The 16,344-nt window shown below is 38.8% G+C and carries 14 protein-coding genes and 1 pseudogene; 4 read left to right on the top strand and 11 right to left on the bottom strand.

What is annotated here, in order from left to right:
- Together FZ949_RS00935 and FZ949_RS00930 are read left to right on the top strand one after the other, a co-directional pair.
- Nucleotides 1-366, top strand: a complete 366-nt coding sequence (locus tag FZ949_RS00935; protein WP_107952499.1) for an Imm10 family immunity protein — start codon at nt 1-3, stop codon at nt 364-366.
- A gap of 326 nt (nt 367-692) precedes the next feature.
- Nucleotides 693-2,501, top strand: a complete 1,809-nt coding sequence (locus tag FZ949_RS00930) for a menaquinone biosynthesis decarboxylase (protein WP_148790014.1) — start codon at nt 693-695, stop codon at nt 2,499-2,501.
- Between the two features lie 145 nt (nt 2,502-2,646).
- On the opposite strand, the pseudogene FZ949_RS00925 reads toward FZ949_RS00930, so the two are convergent.
- The 4 genes and pseudogenes from FZ949_RS00925 to FZ949_RS00910 all read right to left on the bottom strand — a co-directional run.
- Nucleotides 2,647-4,752 (bottom strand): annotated as a pseudogene (locus tag FZ949_RS00925) (RNA degradosome polyphosphate kinase); the annotation flags it as partial.
- Between the two features lie 178 nt (nt 4,753-4,930).
- Nucleotides 4,931-5,515, bottom strand: coding sequence for an NUDIX domain-containing protein (locus FZ949_RS00920; RefSeq protein WP_148790013.1), 585 nt, complete (start codon nt 5,513-5,515; stop codon nt 4,931-4,933).
- On the bottom strand, nt 5,500-6,867 hold the full coding sequence (gene mgtE / locus FZ949_RS00915; protein WP_148790012.1) for a magnesium transporter: 1,368 nt from the start codon (nt 6,865-6,867) through the stop codon (nt 5,500-5,502). The genes FZ949_RS00920 and mgtE overlap by 16 nt, the downstream gene beginning before the upstream one ends.
- Nucleotides 6,868-6,876: 9 nt before the next feature.
- A complete protein-coding gene (locus FZ949_RS00910; RefSeq protein WP_103579618.1) occupies nt 6,877-8,046 on the bottom strand; it encodes a peptidoglycan DD-metalloendopeptidase family protein in 1,170 nt (389 codons plus the stop codon).
- Nucleotides 8,047-8,159: 113 nt separating this feature from the next.
- On the opposite strand from FZ949_RS00910, the gene FZ949_RS00905 reads away from it, so the two are divergent.
- Both FZ949_RS00905 and FZ949_RS00900 read left to right on the top strand, forming a co-directional pair.
- On the top strand, nt 8,160-8,882 hold the full coding sequence (locus tag FZ949_RS00905; protein ID WP_054196506.1) for a plasminogen-binding N-terminal domain-containing protein: 723 nt from the start codon (nt 8,160-8,162) through the stop codon (nt 8,880-8,882).
- A 3-nt stretch (nt 8,883-8,885) separates the two neighbouring features.
- Nucleotides 8,886-9,707: a YihY family inner membrane protein gene (locus tag FZ949_RS00900; RefSeq protein ID WP_148790011.1), complete on the top strand. Its 822-nt coding sequence runs from the start codon at nt 8,886-8,888 to the stop codon at nt 9,705-9,707.
- Between the two features lie 61 nt (nt 9,708-9,768).
- Here the strand turns inward: FZ949_RS00900 and FZ949_RS00895 are convergent, their stop codons facing one another.
- The 7 genes from FZ949_RS00895 to FZ949_RS00865 form a co-directional block, all read right to left on the bottom strand.
- Nucleotides 9,769-10,794: a hypothetical protein gene (locus tag FZ949_RS00895; RefSeq protein WP_148790010.1), complete on the bottom strand. Its 1,026-nt coding sequence runs from the start codon at nt 10,792-10,794 to the stop codon at nt 9,769-9,771.
- Between the two features lie 3 nt (nt 10,795-10,797).
- Nucleotides 10,798-11,499 carry a metallophosphoesterase gene (locus tag FZ949_RS00890; RefSeq protein ID WP_103579622.1) on the bottom strand — a complete coding sequence of 234 codons (702 nt, stop codon included), beginning with the start codon at nt 11,497-11,499 and terminating at the stop codon, nt 10,798-10,800.
- A gap of 178 nt (nt 11,500-11,677) precedes the next feature.
- Nucleotides 11,678-13,153 carry an aldehyde dehydrogenase family protein gene (locus tag FZ949_RS00885; protein ID WP_148790009.1) on the bottom strand — a complete coding sequence of 492 codons (1,476 nt, stop codon included), beginning with the start codon at nt 13,151-13,153 and terminating at the stop codon, nt 11,678-11,680.
- 125 nt (nt 13,154-13,278) lie between these two features.
- Nucleotides 13,279-14,448, bottom strand: coding sequence for a sensor histidine kinase (locus tag FZ949_RS00880; RefSeq protein ID WP_148790008.1), 1,170 nt, complete (start codon nt 14,446-14,448; stop codon nt 13,279-13,281).
- Complete coding sequence (locus FZ949_RS00875; RefSeq protein WP_148790007.1) at nt 14,441-15,103, bottom strand: response regulator transcription factor; 663 nt, start codon at nt 15,101-15,103, stop codon at nt 14,441-14,443. Before FZ949_RS00875 ends, FZ949_RS00880 begins: the two co-directional genes overlap by 8 nt.
- A gap of 9 nt (nt 15,104-15,112) precedes the next feature.
- Complete coding sequence (locus FZ949_RS00870; RefSeq protein ID WP_021090687.1) at nt 15,113-15,367, bottom strand: hypothetical protein; 255 nt, start codon at nt 15,365-15,367, stop codon at nt 15,113-15,115.
- 62 nt (nt 15,368-15,429) lie between these two features.
- Nucleotides 15,430-16,335: an AEC family transporter gene (locus tag FZ949_RS00865; protein ID WP_021090876.1), complete on the bottom strand. Its 906-nt coding sequence runs from the start codon at nt 16,333-16,335 to the stop codon at nt 15,430-15,432.
- Between the last annotated feature and the right edge of the window lie 9 nt (nt 16,336-16,344).

Genomic DNA, 16,344 nt, shown 5'->3' with positions numbered 1-16,344 from the left:
GTGTTTGAGCTAAAATTTAAAGCAAAAGCCCTAACCGCTACTAAAAATAGCAAAGACAACTACTATATGATCGGTCTTGCAGACGACAAATACGACTACAAAAACTACATAATCTTTCAAAGACCGATCAAACTAAAAAAGGGCGACGACGAAAACGCCGACATAAACGGCCTATATGCTGAGTGCAATGGCGACGTTTGCTACAACGCTTGTAAGCGAGTGAAGATCACTGATAAGAGCATCATTTTTGAGGTGCAAGATAGCGTTATTAGCGTTGATATAGAGGGTGTTCAACTTAACGAGCGCTTTATGAAATATAGCAAAGAGATATTTGGCAAACTGCTAAAATGTAGCATATCGAAGTAATTAATAAAATTTACTGCCGTTTTTAAAACTGCGATGCCATCTAGCGTTTAAAAAAATTGTAATGAATCACTTTGGAAAAGACGTAAGTATGCCGGCCATGTGTGGCTGTGCGTTGAGCGCTAGTTTGCGGACGTTATGACAATGGAGTATAAATTTAGTGCTTGTGTCTATTTAAACGGCGAGGCAATACCGCAAAGACTGCTTCCGAAACAGCGATCGATACTCTGATAGCTATCGGTGCGTGCGGCAAATAATAAATACCCGCTTTGCTTCGCCTTTTTCAGCTATTTTTGGCTAAAATCGCCCAAAAATCAAAAAGGCGAAATATGGACTACATCAAGCTTTTAAAAGAAAATAATCTACTTCGTGTTATCGATGAGCCAACATATATTGATCTTGAGATTGCACACGCAAGCTATATCGAGGTCAAGCGTGAGGGCTCGCAAGCGTTACTTTTTAAAAACCCAGTTTGCAAAAAAACTGGGCGTAAATTTGCCCCAGTGCTTACAAATATCTATGGCTCAAAACGCGCACTTGAGCTTATATTTGGGCTAAATCCTGATGAGATTGCAGCCGAGATAGAAAAGCTTTTAAAGCCCAGAAAACCTCGTAATTTCAAAGAAAAGCTTGATTTTTTAGCCTATCTTTTTAATATGAGAAAAATTTTCACTAAGAGATTAAAAGGCGAGGGTGAGTGCCAGCAGGTGAAATTTATAGGCGAAGATGCTGATTTGCTATCGCTTCCAGCACTAAAAACATGGACACATGATGGTGGCGCTTTTATTACGATGGGGCAGGTTTATACGCAAAGCTTGGACGGCGCTTTGCAAAATTTAGGTATGTATAGACTACAAATTTATGACAAAAGCCGCCTTGGCATGCACTGGCAGATACACAAAGACGGTGCAAATTTCTTTCACGAGTACAAGCGTGCAGGCAAAAAAATGCCAGTCTCTGTAGCCATTGGTGGTGATCCACTTTATATTTGGTGCGGCCAAGCGCCGCTTCCAAAGGGAATTTTTGAACTTTTGCTTTATGGTTTTATCCGCAAAGAGCCAGCCAAACTTGTAAAATCCTTAACAAATGAAATTTATATCCCGCACGATGCAGACTACGTAATAGAGGGCTTTGTGGATACGGCTAAGTGTGAGCTTGAAGGCCCATTTGGCGATCATACTGGCTTTTATACGCCTATCGAGCCTTTTCCGGTGATGGATGTAACGGCGATAACTAGCAAGCATGAGCCAGTATTTCACGCAACTGTGGTTGGAAAGCCGCCACTTGAGGATAAATATATGGGCTGGGCGACTGAGCGAGTTTTTTTGCCGCTTTTGCGAACGACCGTGCCTGAACTACTGGACTACAATATGCCTGAAAATGGCGTTTTTCACAACCTAATCTTAGCTAAGATAAATACGCTCTATCCAGCTCATGCAAAGCAGGCCATGCACGCATTTTGGGGCGTTGGGCAGATGAGCTTTGTAAAACATGCCATTTTTGTTAGAGCCGATGCGCCTGAGCTTAAAGATTATGATGAATTTACTAGCTTTGTTCTAAATCGTTTTGGTAGTCAGAGTGTGCTAATAAGCCAAGGTGTGTGCGATCAGCTTGATCATGCTAGTCCAAATTCGTGTTTTGGTGGCAAACTCGGTGTAGATGCGACGCAAGACTTTTGTAAATTTAGCCCTGTGGTTTTAAGTGACAGTGAGCTTTTGGCTAAATTTCAAAGCGTTACGCCAAACGTAAAAGAGCTTAAGCAGTTTAAAACGGATACCAAAACGCCTATTTGCGTGGTGAAATTTGAAAAAGATTGTGTGGTAAAAGAGCTATTTTCTAAGCTTTTGACATTTAGAGATTTTTTCAAACTCCTTATCGTTGTGGATATGCAAAATCACCTTGAAAACCCATATATGCTACTTTGGCGTGTGACAAATAATATTGATGCTTTACGTGATATTTTCATAGATGGTGAAAATTTCTGCGTAGATGCGACGAGCAAGGACGAGCTAGAGGGATATACGCGTGGCTGGCCGTTGCAAACGGATTGTGACCGCGAAGTAGTTGCTGATCTAATTAAACGCGGCATAGTAAAAGATGAGCCAGAGTTATTTAAAAAATTTGAAATATTTGGCTAGCTTTGAGGTGCTCAAGTAAGTTTATGAATTTTGCTTTTTGTTGTGGATTTAAAATTTTTAATAATATTTACTTAATCAAATGCTAGTGCTTTTTATGCTGATTAAAAAATAGCTTTTAGACTAGGTCTAAAAGCTTAATTTATTTTTAGCTCTCTTTTAAGAGCTTGCTTGCGAGCATATCGGCTTTTGCTTTATCTGTATCTTTTTTTACGGATTTGTAAATTTTAGATATATAATTTTCCAAAACTTCGTGGCAAGATATTACTTTTTCATTTTCACTTCTTGCTACTTTTACGTATTCACCGCTATTTTGTAGCTCAAATGCTAGATCGTTATCGCTTAGCTGAAGCTCTAAAATTTCAAGTAGTCTCTCTTGAAGTCTTGGCTCAAAGATAGGTGTCATAAGCTCTAAGCGACGCTCTAAATTTCTCGGCATCCAGTCAGCACTTGAGATATAAATTTTTGGCTGAGCATGTTTAAAGTATAAAATTCTAGCATGCTCTAAGTATTTACCGATGATAGAGCGAACTTTTATATTTTCACTTTTGTTTTTTATGCCAGGCCTTAGTCCGCACACACCACGAACTATGAGATCGATCTTCACGCCCGCGTTTGATGCGCGGCTAAGCTCATTTATCACATCTTCATCGATTAGCGCATTCATTTTGGCAATGATCCTGCCCTCGCTGCCTTTGCTAGCTTCCACTCTTATCTTTTCTATAATGCGCTCTTTTATCTGAAAAGGCGACATGCTAAGAGCGTTTAGACGGCGATTTTTATTATATCCTGAGAGGATGTGGAAAAATGAAGTCGTATCCTGGCTAAATTCTTCTTTGCTCGTAAATAGACTAACGTCAGTATAAATTTTAGCCGAACTGCCGTTGTAGTTACCTGTGCCAAAGTGCATATAAAATTTAAGCTTATCGCCGATTTGGCGGATGACCTGGCTAACTTTTGCATGCACCTTAAAGCCTGTGATGCCATATATCACATGCGCGCCTGCGTCTTCAAGTGCCTTTGCCCAGTGTAGGTTATTTTCCTCATCAAACCTTGCTTTTAGCTCAACCATCACAGTTACTTGTTTACCGTCACTTGCGGCGTCTATTAGACTTTGAATTATTGGTGAACTTTTATCGACTCTATAAAGTGTCATTCGAATAGATATTACTTTTGGATCTTTGCTGGCCTCTTTTATAAAGCTAACGACTGGATCAAAGCTCTCAAATGGATGCACTAAGAGTACATCTTCTTTATCTATGGCGTCAAACACAGATATGCCATTGCCAAATGGTGGTAGCGTTTTTGGAACGTAAGGCGCATTTGCTAGGTGGGTAAAATTTTTACTTCCAGCTATCTCCCAAAGTGAGCTAAGAGTGAGCGGAATGCTTGAAAAATAGACATCTTTATGAAAAATTTTCATATGAAAATTTAAGAAGTCCAAGATATCAGCGTCTACGTTTTTATCGATTTGCATACGAACAAAAGCCCCTTTTCTGCGAAGCTTTAGCCCTTGCTCAAGTATCATCATAAAATCATCTGCCTCTTCTTCTTCTATGACGATATCAGCGTTTCTCGTCACTCTAAAAGCAGCCGAGCTAAGTAGCTTATACCCTGGAAAAATTTCTTCTGCGTGGCGATGTACGATCGTTTCAATCGGCACAAAAACATTGCTACTTGGCTGTGTAAAACGTGGCAGGACTCTTGAAATTCTTATCATGCCATATTTTAAAATTTCTGGATGTTCGATATCGGCAAGCTTAACTGCAAGCGAGAAGCTAAGGTTGTTTAGGTGCGGAAATGGATGAGTTGCATCGACAGCGATAGGAACGATGACTGGCAAGATATTTGAGAAAAAGTATTCGTCGCACTTTTGTTTCAAACTATCATCAAGCTCGTCATAATTTTTTATAAAAAGCCCCTCTTTACTAAGAGCATTTACTGTTTTTTTATAGTGATCTTCTACTAAATTTTGCTCATTTTGTAAATATTTTCTAATCTCTCTTAGCTGATCAAGTGGGCTCATGCCATCGCCACTGCTTGTGGTAGCTCCAGCTGCGAAAAGCTGCTTTAAGCCAGCGACTCTGATCATATAAAACTCGTCTAGATTTGTCATGTAAATGGCTATAAATTTTAGCTTTTCAAGTAAAGGAATTTCCTTTTCACACTGAGCGAGTACCCTTGAATTAAAGCGTAGCCAGCTTAATTCTCGGTTTATAAAAAGAGTTCCATTTTCGCTCATCATCTTCTCCTTGTGCGTTTTTGAGTTATTTTATGATATGTGCGGTTATAAAGTTCTTACTTTATTTAAATTTTTGGTTACAATAAGCCAAAACTTAAATTTAAAGGCTTGTTATGTCTGATTATGTGATATTGGTTGGTATCTTTTTAGTGGCAGTCGTTGTTTTTGCGCTTATTAAAAAGATATCGTTTTAGCTTTTAAATTTCTCCCACCACAAATAAGCAAAGATGAGCCCAAAGCCCTTGACTTTGCTCTCGTCAAAGGCAAATTTCATCATATCTTCTCGTTTTATGAAAACAAGCTCGATATCTTCGCCATCGACGCCACCGCCAGAATTTACCTTCATGCTCTCATCGATCTTTGCGTAAAACATCGTTTGCATATTGCCTCCAAAGCCAAAAGCACCGTATGTCATCGTGATACGCTCTATCTCTTTTAGCTCATAGCCCACTTCTTCGATCGCTTCTTCTCTGGCTGTTTGCTCTTCGCTAAGTCCTTTATCCATAAGGCCTGCGCAAAGCTCATAAGTAAAGCCTTGCTCATTTGTTTTGATGCCTTCTTTCTCTTGCGAGTACCAAACAGCCGGGCGAAACTGCTTTACAAACAAAAAGGCATCTTTTTGCTCGTGATATAAAAAAATACTAACGCTATTCATCACTTTTACGCAGTCCCAATCTCTTTGAACACCATTTTGCATAAATTTCATCTTAAATGGCTTTAGGTATTTTGACTCATCAAGAGGCAGAATATCTAAATTAGTTATAGTAGTACCCATTTTGCAAGTCCTAAAAAGCTAAAAAATCCTATCGCATCAGTAAAAGTAGTAAGAATGACGGCTGAGCCGACTGCAGGATCTATGTTAAAGCGCCTTAGCGTCAAAGGTATGATCGTGCCAAAAAAGCCAGCAAAGAATAAATTCGTAACCATGCTAAGCCCAATAACAACGCCAAGCATACCTTTGTCAAACCAAACAGAGGCGATTATGCCCATTACCACACCAAAGATTAGTCCATTTATGAGTGAAATACTAACCTCACGTTTTAATACATTTTTGGCATCTTTAAACTCTATCTCGCCAAGTGCCAATCGACGAACCGTAACGGCAAGCGCTTGTGTGCCGGTATTTCCACCCATTGACGCAACTATTGGCATTAAAACAGCAAGAGCGACGTAGGCTGCGATTGTCTCATCGAAAAGTCCGATTATGGATGAGCTAAAAAGAGCTGTTAGTAAATTTACGCCAAGCCAAACCGCACGACCACGACCAGCCTTAAAAAGTGTATCGTCCTCTTCTGACTCGTCATCAACGCCGGCCAGGTTATAAATTTGCTCAGTTGCACTCTCTTGAATGTAGTCGTGGATGTCATCAGACGTGATACGACCAAGTAAAATTCCAGTGCTACTTGTAACTGCAATAACGTTTAGATCGTACTCTTGAAACATATCGGCAACATTTTGCATAAGGTCCATATCATTTGCAACATGTGGCTTGTAATGATCGATCTGTGCTGACTCGATATTTTGCTTTAGCGTCTTTGTAAAATCAAAAAGTATAAGATCTTCAAGTGGGATAGCGTATTGTAAAACGCCATTTTTATCGATGATAAAAAGCTGAGAGATATTTTCTAGCTTGCCTTCTTGCTTTTCTCGTCTAAGTCTTGCTACTGCATTGCCAAGCTTTTCTTCAAGGTGAGCCGAAAAAAGCTCTGTTTGCATGTGCGCACCGGCTCTATCTTCTTCGTAGCTTCTAAGTCTTAAAATTTCATTTTGGTTTTCTCTATCAAGTTCGTTAAAGAGCTCTCTAGCTTTATCTTCGTCGATATCCTCGATGTATTGAAGCAAATCAGTCGCATCATCGCTCTCTAGCTCTTCAAGTGCTTCTACGATTTTTTCAGCTGGTAGTTGTTCGATCACATCTTTTAGCATGTGATCAGGTAATTCGATAGCAACGTCGCCTAAAATTTCAGGATCTAGCTTTTCAAGATAGTGAGCAAAAAGCTCTTCGTCGTGCTTTTTAAGTGTTTTTAGGTGCTGGGCTAGCTCGTAAGGCGAGAGTTCATTGTCTTCTAAATTTTCATTTAAATGCTGATCTATCAGCTCTTTTGCTTCATCTAGTTCTTGATTCAAAATTTGCCTTTAAAATTCTATTACGTTAGGGAAAAATTCCACTTTGTGGTACCCTTTTTCATTACTTAAAGCATTTTTTATTAGCTCGTCATTTTTGCTAACAACTGCTTTAAATTTAGCTGATTCTTTCTTATCCTCTAGGCTTTTAACGACCTTTATTGCACTTTCTGGATTGATAGGCTTATTGTCTCTATAAAGACCAAAATGTAGATGTGGTCCTGTGCTCATACCGCTTGTGCCAACGTAGGCTATAAGCGTGCCTTGCTTGACTTTTAGACCGCCTTTTATGCCTTTAGCAAAGCCATTTAGATGAGCATAAAGCGTCTCGTAGCCACCAGCGTGAGAGATGATGACGGTTCTGCCATATCCGCTTTTTTGTCCGACAAATTTAACCGTGCCATCGCCTGCAGCTTTGATTGGTGTTCCTTTTGGAGCACCGTAGTCAACGCCAAGGTGTGCTCTATATCTTTGAAGAATAGGGTGCCATCTTTTTAGGGTAAAAGCTGATGTGATTCTAGCGTTTGCAAGAGGGCGGACTAGTAAAAATTTATCATTTTTCTTGCCGTTTTTATCATAAAATTTATCTTCAAATTTATACATAATGTATCGTTTATTTTTTGTTTCTATCATCGCAGCATAAATTTCTGGAGTACCAAAAGAGCGGCCCATGCGTATTTTTTGATTATAAACGATAGCGATCGTATCGCCTTTGTTTATCTTTTTAAAATCAATGCCACTTCCTTTAAAAATTTCTTTAAAGCCAAGAGCTAACGTGCCAGAGCCAGTATAGTCAAAAATATCTTCGGAGACCGATTTATCGACCTTTAAAGCTAAAAATTTATCTTCACTTTGATAAGAGATAGGAAGAAATTCGAGCTTAAATTTATCATTGTCATCTCTAAAAATATGCATTTGAAGCTCGTCACTAACAGGGATTAGTACTTGTTTGGTATTGCCGTTGTCGTCTTTATAAATTTGATACTTTGTGCCAGCGATGATCTCTTCTGTTAGTTCTTGATCTTCGGTTGCTAAGTTATAGTAAAGTGAAAGTGGGATTTTGTTTGTCTCTAAGAAATTTAAGAAGTTACTTCCATTTGGCCAGCTAAGCTCGTCGACACTTGGCTTTATAGCGTATAAATTTATAGATAATATTGCAAAAATTATAAAAATACGAGGCATTAATGTCCTTTTAAAAAGCTGGTGGGATTTTAACTAAAACTTGCTTTAATTTTGCAAAAGATAAAGCATTTTAGGCTATAATCGCTCTAAAAATTTAAACTTAGGAGATATTTTTGAAACGTATATTTGTGATTTTATCGCTAGTTTTTGGCTTTGCTTTTGGGGCTGATTTTTCTTTAAATGAGTATAGAACTCCTATAATTAGCGTCGATAGTGATGGCACAGCGACGATAGTTGATAGTCCAGAAATTTTAATCGGCTCAAGTGGTGTTGTGCTTCATAAATTTGACACTGATAGCTCTATCATCGCAAGAGTTAGCGTTATCTCAAAAAATTCTGGCTTTGCTAAGATTAGATTTGAGGTGTTTGATCTACTTGAGCAAAAGGCGCTCCCGCTTCCAGGCATTGCACCTGCAAATGGCGATATGGTCGTGCTAAACTATCTTTATAACCGCTCATTAATCATCGTGCCAAATAAAGAAATTTACGAAGAGATCACATCTGCGTTTCCAAATATGATATTTATCCATCCAGATCTTATTGGAGCATATCTAAGCTACGAGTACAAGCCAAATCCAAGCAGAGATGACTTTAGAAAGATGTGTGCTCAAAGTGCAGCTGGTTTAATTTTCATAGCAATGGATGGCAGGAGCGTTTTTGCTGATTGCCAAAGCTTTAAAGTGCTAAAAGAATTTAAAAGTGGCGAGGTTGAGTACTATCAGCTACCATTTTATACAAGAGTTAGCGATATAGACACTGTGTTTTGGAAGCTAAATAGTGAGCACATCAACAACTACGACGCTCACTACGAAAAACTTTTTGAAGAAGATAACTGATAAATGAGCCGTTTGTCCTTAAGTAAGCAAAATTTAAAGGAGTTTTTAAATTTGCTCCCAACGCTTAAGGACAAAGAGCTCTTTCACTACGCTTCAAGCCTTAGTTTTCATACGATTTTATCGATCATTCCGATACTTCTTATATCGTTTTCTATCTTTACAAAACTGCCTAGTTTTGAGGATTATTACTCCAAAATTCAGGACTTTATATTTTCGGCTCTTTTGCCAAGTAACCAAGAGATCATCTCAAACTATTTGCAAAATTTCTTAAAAAATAGCGGAAATTTAGGCTTAGTTGGCTTTGTAGCGATGATATTTACATCAGCCATGTTTTTTAGCGACTATGAATATGTAGTTTTAAAAGTGACACGTGCAAGTAAGGCTAGAGGATTTTGGTCAGCACTTAGCTCGTATTGGACTCTTATCACGCTCGCGCCACTTGGTCTTGCTGGTAGTTTTTATCTTTCAAGCCTCATTCAAGAGATGCTAAACTCAAACGTGATCACAAACTCGATAAATTTTTTGAGCATATTCCCATATCTCATCATTTGGGTGATATTTTGCATCACATATCTCATCTCAGTAAATGACGAGATAAAGTTTAAAAGTGCATTTTTTAGCTCATTTGCCGCTTCGCTCGTTTGGTATATTGGCAAGTCGGCCTTTGTCTATTATGTCCTTTATAATAAAACCTATCTAAGCGTTTATGGCTCGTTTTCAGCAGTGCTTTTCTTCTTTGTCTGGATCTACATCTCGTGGATCATCTTTTTATATGGGCTAAAGCTTTGCGCTTATCTCTCAAACAGCTCAAAATTTAAAAGATAAATTTAATAGTTCACACCAGCTAGCGTGATTTATATTATTTTATGTAAAATCTTATGTAAAATCAGCGTTTAAACTCGCAAATTTCTATCTTTACGCCAAGTTCTTTGCTAAATTCTTTAGCCTTTTTCTCTAGCTCGTCTTTGTCAAAGCAGATAAGATCTATGTAAGATCGCATCTCGCCATTTGCTTCACCTATGATCTCACAAATTTCACTCTCTTTTAGCGCATCTGAAATTTTGTTTTTGCTATCAACGCCAAACTGTATGTCGCCACCGTGAGATATGGCTAAAAAGCAAAAATTTATACCAAGCTCAAAAGCTTCGTTATAAGTATCGCTTGCGCCGTCGTAGTACTCATTTAGTAACTCGCTAAGAGATGTAAATCCTGTAAAGATGTCGTCACGTAGCTTGTTTGAGCGAGGCTCTAGCTCATAGACCATAAAATTCTTAAGCGGCTCGTTTGAGGCTTCTTTACCAAATTTTTCATCTATAAGATCGGCAAAGTCGATCAGTGGCACGCCTTTTTCTCTTGGTTCGTCTATTATCTCAAACTCTCCAAGCATATTTATCATGATCATCTCACCAACTACGTTGTCACAAAGTATGAGCGATAATGTATAAGCCTTATTTTCATCTTCGCTTTTAAGCTTGCTTAGAGTTTCGTTGTAGAGACACATATCTACACTTTTGTCGTTAAAATTTGCATAGACCATGACGTCGTTTGCATCAACACTTACGCCATACATCTGTATAGTAGCGACATTGCGTGGTGCACGTGGCTTACCAAGTGTGCATGTAAGCTTGGCTTCTAGTTCTTTTGGCATGCGAGATTTTATAAATTTAAGCCAGAAAAGCCTATGTTTAAGTCCTTCTGGAGTGAGTACTAGATCGATCTTTCCATCAATAAGGCCTATCATAAAAGTTGGATCAACTAAACATAAATTTAGCGCTTCTTCGGTCATTTTGCTTGCAGCTTCAAAATTTTTATCTTCTAAATTTTGTTTGATGGCATCTAAATTTTTGCCAAACTCGCTCCAAAATTTATCAACTCTGCTTACAAAGCTAGAGCTCTTTTTAGAAAACCACATTTTTTATCCTTGTTTATTAAATTTTTCAACATTTTTTTGCGTATAAATTTTCATCGATGGAAATTCTAAGGCGCTTAGCTTATCATATCCTTCTTTGTCAAAAACACATCCCGTATCGATATTTGCGCTATTTGTATAGAGCTTAGCCTCACGCACTGGGGTGTGTCCGTAGACGTTAAATATGCCTTCAACTTGCGCCATATCGCCTCTGTCTGATAGTACATGCCTTCTAAACTCATCTCTTGAGCTATCATCATCTCTTAAGCCCCAAAATTTACCAACGGCCGAGTGGGAAACGACCAAATGCTCGCCATTTTGGTTTTTACACTCTTTAAACTCCAGATAAACTGGCCTTTGATCTAAAAAATCAATATGCCTTTGCTTGAACCCCACACTTTGGCCAAGGTATGATCCATATGTCGCCACACCACCATTGTTGAAAAACCAACTCGTGTCAAATGGTGCTTGGTTGTTTAAAAATTCATATTTATTGCTTAATAACCTTCTTTCGTGATTTCCCATTACCATTTTATAGTTATTTTGTATGATAAGCTCGACTACATCGCAACTAAAAAGCCCCCGATCTATCACATCTCCGACAAAGCAAATTTGTGATTTTTCTTTGTCTGGAAACTGCTTGATAAGCTCTAAAAGTGTATTAAAACAGCCGTGCACATCGCCTATGATATAAATTTGCTTGCTCAATTTTTCTCCTTTGTGCCAAATTTTAGTCTATTAAACTTAAAAATGTAGTGTTAAGAAAACACTTTTGTATAGCTGTACTATATTGGCGTAATGCTAGCGATATATAAAGTTAAAACCTAGTAAAAAATATTTAAAATTTAAGGAATTTAAAGCAGAAGGGAGCCTAAGCTCCCTAAAATCATTGTGCGTAAAAGCCGCTAACCTTGCCGGTTAGATCAATCATGATGTTTTTCATTTGAGTGTAGTGCTCAAGGATGATTTTGTGAGTTTCGCGGCCGATACCTGAGTTTTTATATCCGCCAAATGGGCTGCCTGCTGGGATTTGGTTATAGGTGTTGATCCAGACTCTGCCAGTCTCCATAGACCTTGCCACGCGAAGTGCTTTTGTGATGTCTTGCGTGAAAATTCCGCCACCAAGGCCGTATTCGCTGTCATTTACCATTTTGATAAGTTCGGCTTCATCTTTAAATTTGATGACAACGCCAACTGGACCAAAAATTTCTTCTTGAGCCACTCTCATATCATTTGTCACATCAACTAGCAGTGTTGGCTCGACAAATGCGCCCTTGTCGCAACCATTTGCTGTGTAGGCTTTGCCACCGACTGCTACTTTTGCACCTTCTTTTTTGCCGATCTCGACGTAGTTTAAGATTTGCTCGGCTTGTTTTTTATTGATCTGAGAGCCCATTTGAGTGCTAGGATCTAGCGGATCGCCAACTTTTATGGTGCTAAATTTCTTAGCCGCAGCCTCTATAAATTTGTCATAAAAGCTCTCTTCTACGAAAATTCTCGATCCCGCGCAGCAAACTTGACCTTGGTTAAATAGTATTCCAAGCTGAAGGCCGTCAAGTGCCTTGTCTAAATTTGCGTCGCTAAAGAAGATATTTGCGCTCTTTCCGCCAAGCTCAAGTGTGGCTGGGATGATACGACGAGCCGCAGCTATGGCGATATCGCGGCCGATCTCGGTTGAGCCAGTAAATGCTAGCTTGTCAAGTCCTGGGTGGTTTTTGATCCACTCGCCACTCTTGCTGCCTCTGCCGGTTACTATGTTTATTAAACCTTTTGGCAAAATTTTATCTATCAGTCTAAATAACTCAAGCACACTTAGACTTGTCTCGCTTGAAGGCTTAAATACGCTAGCATCTCCTGCTGCGATCACTGGAGCTAGCTTCCAAGCTGCCATTAAAAATGGAAAATTCCAAGGCACGATCTGACCTACAACGCCTATTGGTTCGCGTAAAACGATAGAGAGTTGCTTCTCGTCAAGCACATTTGCGCTGCCTTCTTCGCCCATGATAACGCCAGCAAAGTACCTAAAATGCTCGGCTGCAAAAGGAATATCGACATTTAGCGTCTCACGGATCGGCTTGCCGTTGTCCATGCTCTCAACTTTTGCGAGGTGCTCTTTGTGCTCATCAATGATGTCAGCGATCTTGTTTAGCAGCTTTGCTCGCTCGCTAATTGTAGTGTGTTTAAATTTCTTAAAAGCCTCACGTGCAGCACGTACAGCGTCATTTACATCTTCTTCAGTCGCATCTGCGATCTTTGCAAGGTGCTCGCCGTTTGCTGGATTTTTAGCATCAAGGGTAGCGCCGTCTTTTGCGTCGCGCCACTCACCATTTATGAAAAGCCCATATTTTTCTAGTAACTTCATACTTTTCTCCTCGATTAAGATTTTGTAAAAGGATTATAATATTAATAAAATTTATCAAAAATAAATTTTTGCTATAAATTATCTTTTTTAATAAAATTTATTATCTAATATGAGAAATTTTGGATTTAGTCTTTCCAAGAAAGTGAAAAAGTAGTTTCTTTGCCAAGTTCGCTTTGGCACTTTACTTTGATACCATTTTTTATGCAGCAGCTTTTTACTAGACTTAGTCCTATGCCAAAGCCACCCTGATCGTTGTTAAATCTCGTGTAGCGATCAAAAATTTGAAGTTGCTGCTCTTTGCTGATACCATGCCCAAGGTTACTTATGCTAAAGAAATTTGGCTCTAAAACGATGCGTACTTCTGAATTTTGCGCTGCGTATTTTGCGGCATTACTTAGGAGATTATCTAAAATTTTGCTCATATCCTCAAGGTCTGCGTTTATGAAGCTGGGCTTTAGGCTGGCATCTATCTTAAGTCCACGTTTGGCAAAAAATGGCGAGAAGTAGTTTAGCCTTTGTTTGGTTAGTAAATTTAGGTCTATGAGCTCTTTTTTGCCAGGCTTATCTAGGTTAAAGCTTAGATTAACGAGTGCGTCATAGATGTTATTTAGGCTCTTTGCGGCAAGGCTAATGTTGTTAAAACGCTTTAAATTTCGCTCATTTAGGTTGTCAAGATCGGCCGTTTCTATGCTCATCGAGATGACGCTTAGAGGTGTGTTTATCTCGTGTGTTGAGTCTTTTATAAAGCGGTTTAGCGTATCTATCTTTTCATAAAGCGGTCTTAGGCTTAGTTTTGCTAGGTAAAAGGCGACAAAGAGCAGTGCAAAAAAGAAAAAGAGTGCCTTTAGCGTGGTTGAAATTTGTAAAGATAAAATTTCAGCCTTGATATCTTTGCCAACTAGAAAAATATCTGCGTGTGAGAGCTCGTCTGTGGTGTTGTCGTCCATGTACTGGATCTTTTCAAATATCGCGACCTTGCCGCCGATCAAATTTACATTTTTGCTTTTGTCGATCTTTTGGCAGTCAAAGTCTTTATAAATTTTCTCGCCATTGTTTAGCACGATGCAAGCATGCACGCCTTTTTCTTTTGTTAGACTTGAAATTGAGTCAAGTCCATTCATTCTAGCTTTCATGTAAATGCCCATTTTTATCTCTTTTAGGCTCTTAACCTCGTTTAAAATGAGCGCTTCTTTTTTATTTTTGTAGTCATTGATGAAAAAATATCCTAAAAATAGCACGGAGCTAACAAGATAAAGGGATAAAATTTTAAATAAAATTTGCGTTTTTTCAGACATAGACGTAGCCGTCTCCACGCCTATTTAAAATGGCATCTTTGCCTAAAATTTGGCGTAAATTTTTGATATAGACACGAAGGCTAAGTTCGCTTGGCTCCTCGTCAAATTTCCAAATTTTATTAAAAATTTCATCTTTGGTTAAAATTTTGCCTTTGTTTTGTAAAAATAGGGCGAGTAGGTCGCTCTCTTTACTCGAGATATTTACATTTTTACCATCTTTGCTTAGTGTCTTGCTCTGCGTATGAAAGCTAAGCTCATCTGAAATTTTGATCACATCGCCACTGTGATGTGAGAAATTTCTCTTTAGAAGCGCTTGTATGCGGATAAGTAGCTCTTTTAGCTCAAATGGCTTTTTTAGATAGTCGTCGCAACCACTTTTGTAGCCTTTTTCAAGATCATCAATGGTATTTAGTGACGTGGTAAAGATGCTAGGTGCGCTAACACCTAGCTCTCTTAAGGAAGAAAGAAGTGAAAAGCCATCTCCTTGTGGGAGTTTGACGTCAAGTATAAGCAGGTCGAAATTTTGCTCGTAGGCGAGATCAAGCGCTTCTTTGGCGTTATCTGAAGTAGTGACCTCATAGCCATTTTCAACTAGATACTCACTGATGAGATCAAGTAAAATTTCATCATCTTCAACGAGCAAAATTCTAACCATTAAGCACCTTTACATGCCTTTTTTCATTTCGTCTTTTTTCATACCCATGTCGTCTTTTTTCATTTCGTCTTTCATGCCCATGTCGTCTTTTTTCATCTCATCTTTTTTTACCATGGGTTTTTTGCCCATGTCATCTTTCATCATCTGCTCTTTCTTCATCATCTCGTCTTTGCCCATGTCATCTTTTTTCATCATTTCAGTAGCATTTGCAAGACCACCAAGCATAAACATAGCACCAAGTGCAACTAGTAGTAATTTCTTCATAACGTCTCCTTTAAATGAAATATGATGAAATACTATCTCTTTAGTGTTAAGTGAGCGTGAATTTACGCAAATACAAAATATATAACTGGAAGCGTGATAAATGAAAATAGCACGCCTATGGCCACTGATGAGATGGCTAGCGAGCTATCAAGTCCAGCTTTTATGACCATCGCACTTGCAAGGGCTGATGTCGGCATCGCACATTGAAAGAGACCAACGACCCAAGTTTTGCTCATCTGGATACCTGAGACTTTCAATATGATGAAAAATACGATAGCTGGTAAGATCATCTTGCACAAAAGCACGACGCTAACGCCTTTATATGAGCTTGTGATGCTACTAAAGTTAAGGCCAACACCGATCGCAAAAAGTGCTACTGGAGTGACGCTGCCTTCAAACATCCTAAGTGGCGCAAAGATAAAATCTGGAAGCGGGACTTCTTTTAAGATAAGACCCATGATAAGCGCTATAAATGGTGGAAATTTTAAAATTTTCATCGTATTTTGAAATAGTGAAACCTTCTCTGGTGCAGCAAAAGAGAGGATAAGTGGCCCAAGGATCGAAAGTGGGATACCAGTGGCTATTTGATCGTAAAAGATGACTTCATTTACCATCGCATCGCCAAAGAAGCCCTGAATGACAGGCATACCGACAAATAGGGTGTTACCAAAAAGGCTTAGCATGACCATACTGACGGTTGTTATTTTGGTAAATTTAAAAACCCTGCCTATGACAAATGCCAAAGCGGCGCTAATGGCGGTTGAAGCAAAGCCGATAAGGATCGTGTTTATAAGCGAGGCATCGACATTTACGTGGTAAATTTTGTCAAAGATTAGCGCAGGCATTGCAAAACAAAGGACAAAATCCACAAATGGGATAGAATGTTTTTGCTCAACAATGCCGACTTTTTTAGCAAAAAAACCAGTTGCGATTATAAAAAATATTGCAAAAAGTGGAGTAAAGTTCATAGCATTCTC

Source organism: Campylobacter concisus, from assembly GCF_902460545.1.
Classification (GTDB): domain Bacteria; phylum Campylobacterota; class Campylobacteria; order Campylobacterales; family Campylobacteraceae; genus Campylobacter_A; species Campylobacter_A concisus_AE.
This window is presented reverse-complemented; position numbering and strand designations above follow the sequence as displayed.

Bases quoted from the DNA above. Each gene is read 5' to 3' on its own strand.
- FZ949_RS00930 (WP_148790014.1), top strand. From the start codon at position 693: ATGGACTACATCAAGCTTTTAAAAGAAAATAATCTACTTCGTGTTATC.
- FZ949_RS00920 (WP_148790013.1), bottom strand. From the start codon at position 5,515: ATGGGTACTACTATAACTAATTTAGATATTCTGCCTCTTGATGAGTCA.
- FZ949_RS00910 (WP_103579618.1), bottom strand. From the start codon at position 8,046: ATGCCTCGTATTTTTATAATTTTTGCAATATTATCTATAAATTTATAC.
- FZ949_RS00900 (WP_148790011.1), top strand. From the start codon at position 8,886: ATGAGCCGTTTGTCCTTAAGTAAGCAAAATTTAAAGGAGTTTTTAAAT.
- FZ949_RS00895 (WP_148790010.1), bottom strand. From the start codon at position 10,794: ATGTGGTTTTCTAAAAAGAGCTCTAGCTTTGTAAGCAGAGTTGATAAA.
- FZ949_RS00885 (WP_148790009.1), bottom strand. From the start codon at position 13,153: ATGAAGTTACTAGAAAAATATGGGCTTTTCATAAATGGTGAGTGGCGC.
- FZ949_RS00880 (WP_148790008.1), bottom strand. From the start codon at position 14,448: ATGTCTGAAAAAACGCAAATTTTATTTAAAATTTTATCCCTTTATCTT.
- FZ949_RS00875 (WP_148790007.1), bottom strand. From the start codon at position 15,103: ATGGTTAGAATTTTGCTCGTTGAAGATGATGAAATTTTACTTGATCTC.
- FZ949_RS00870 (WP_021090687.1), bottom strand. From the start codon at position 15,367: ATGAAGAAATTACTACTAGTTGCACTTGGTGCTATGTTTATGCTTGGT.
- FZ949_RS00865 (WP_021090876.1), bottom strand. From the start codon at position 16,335: ATGAACTTTACTCCACTTTTTGCAATATTTTTTATAATCGCAACTGGT.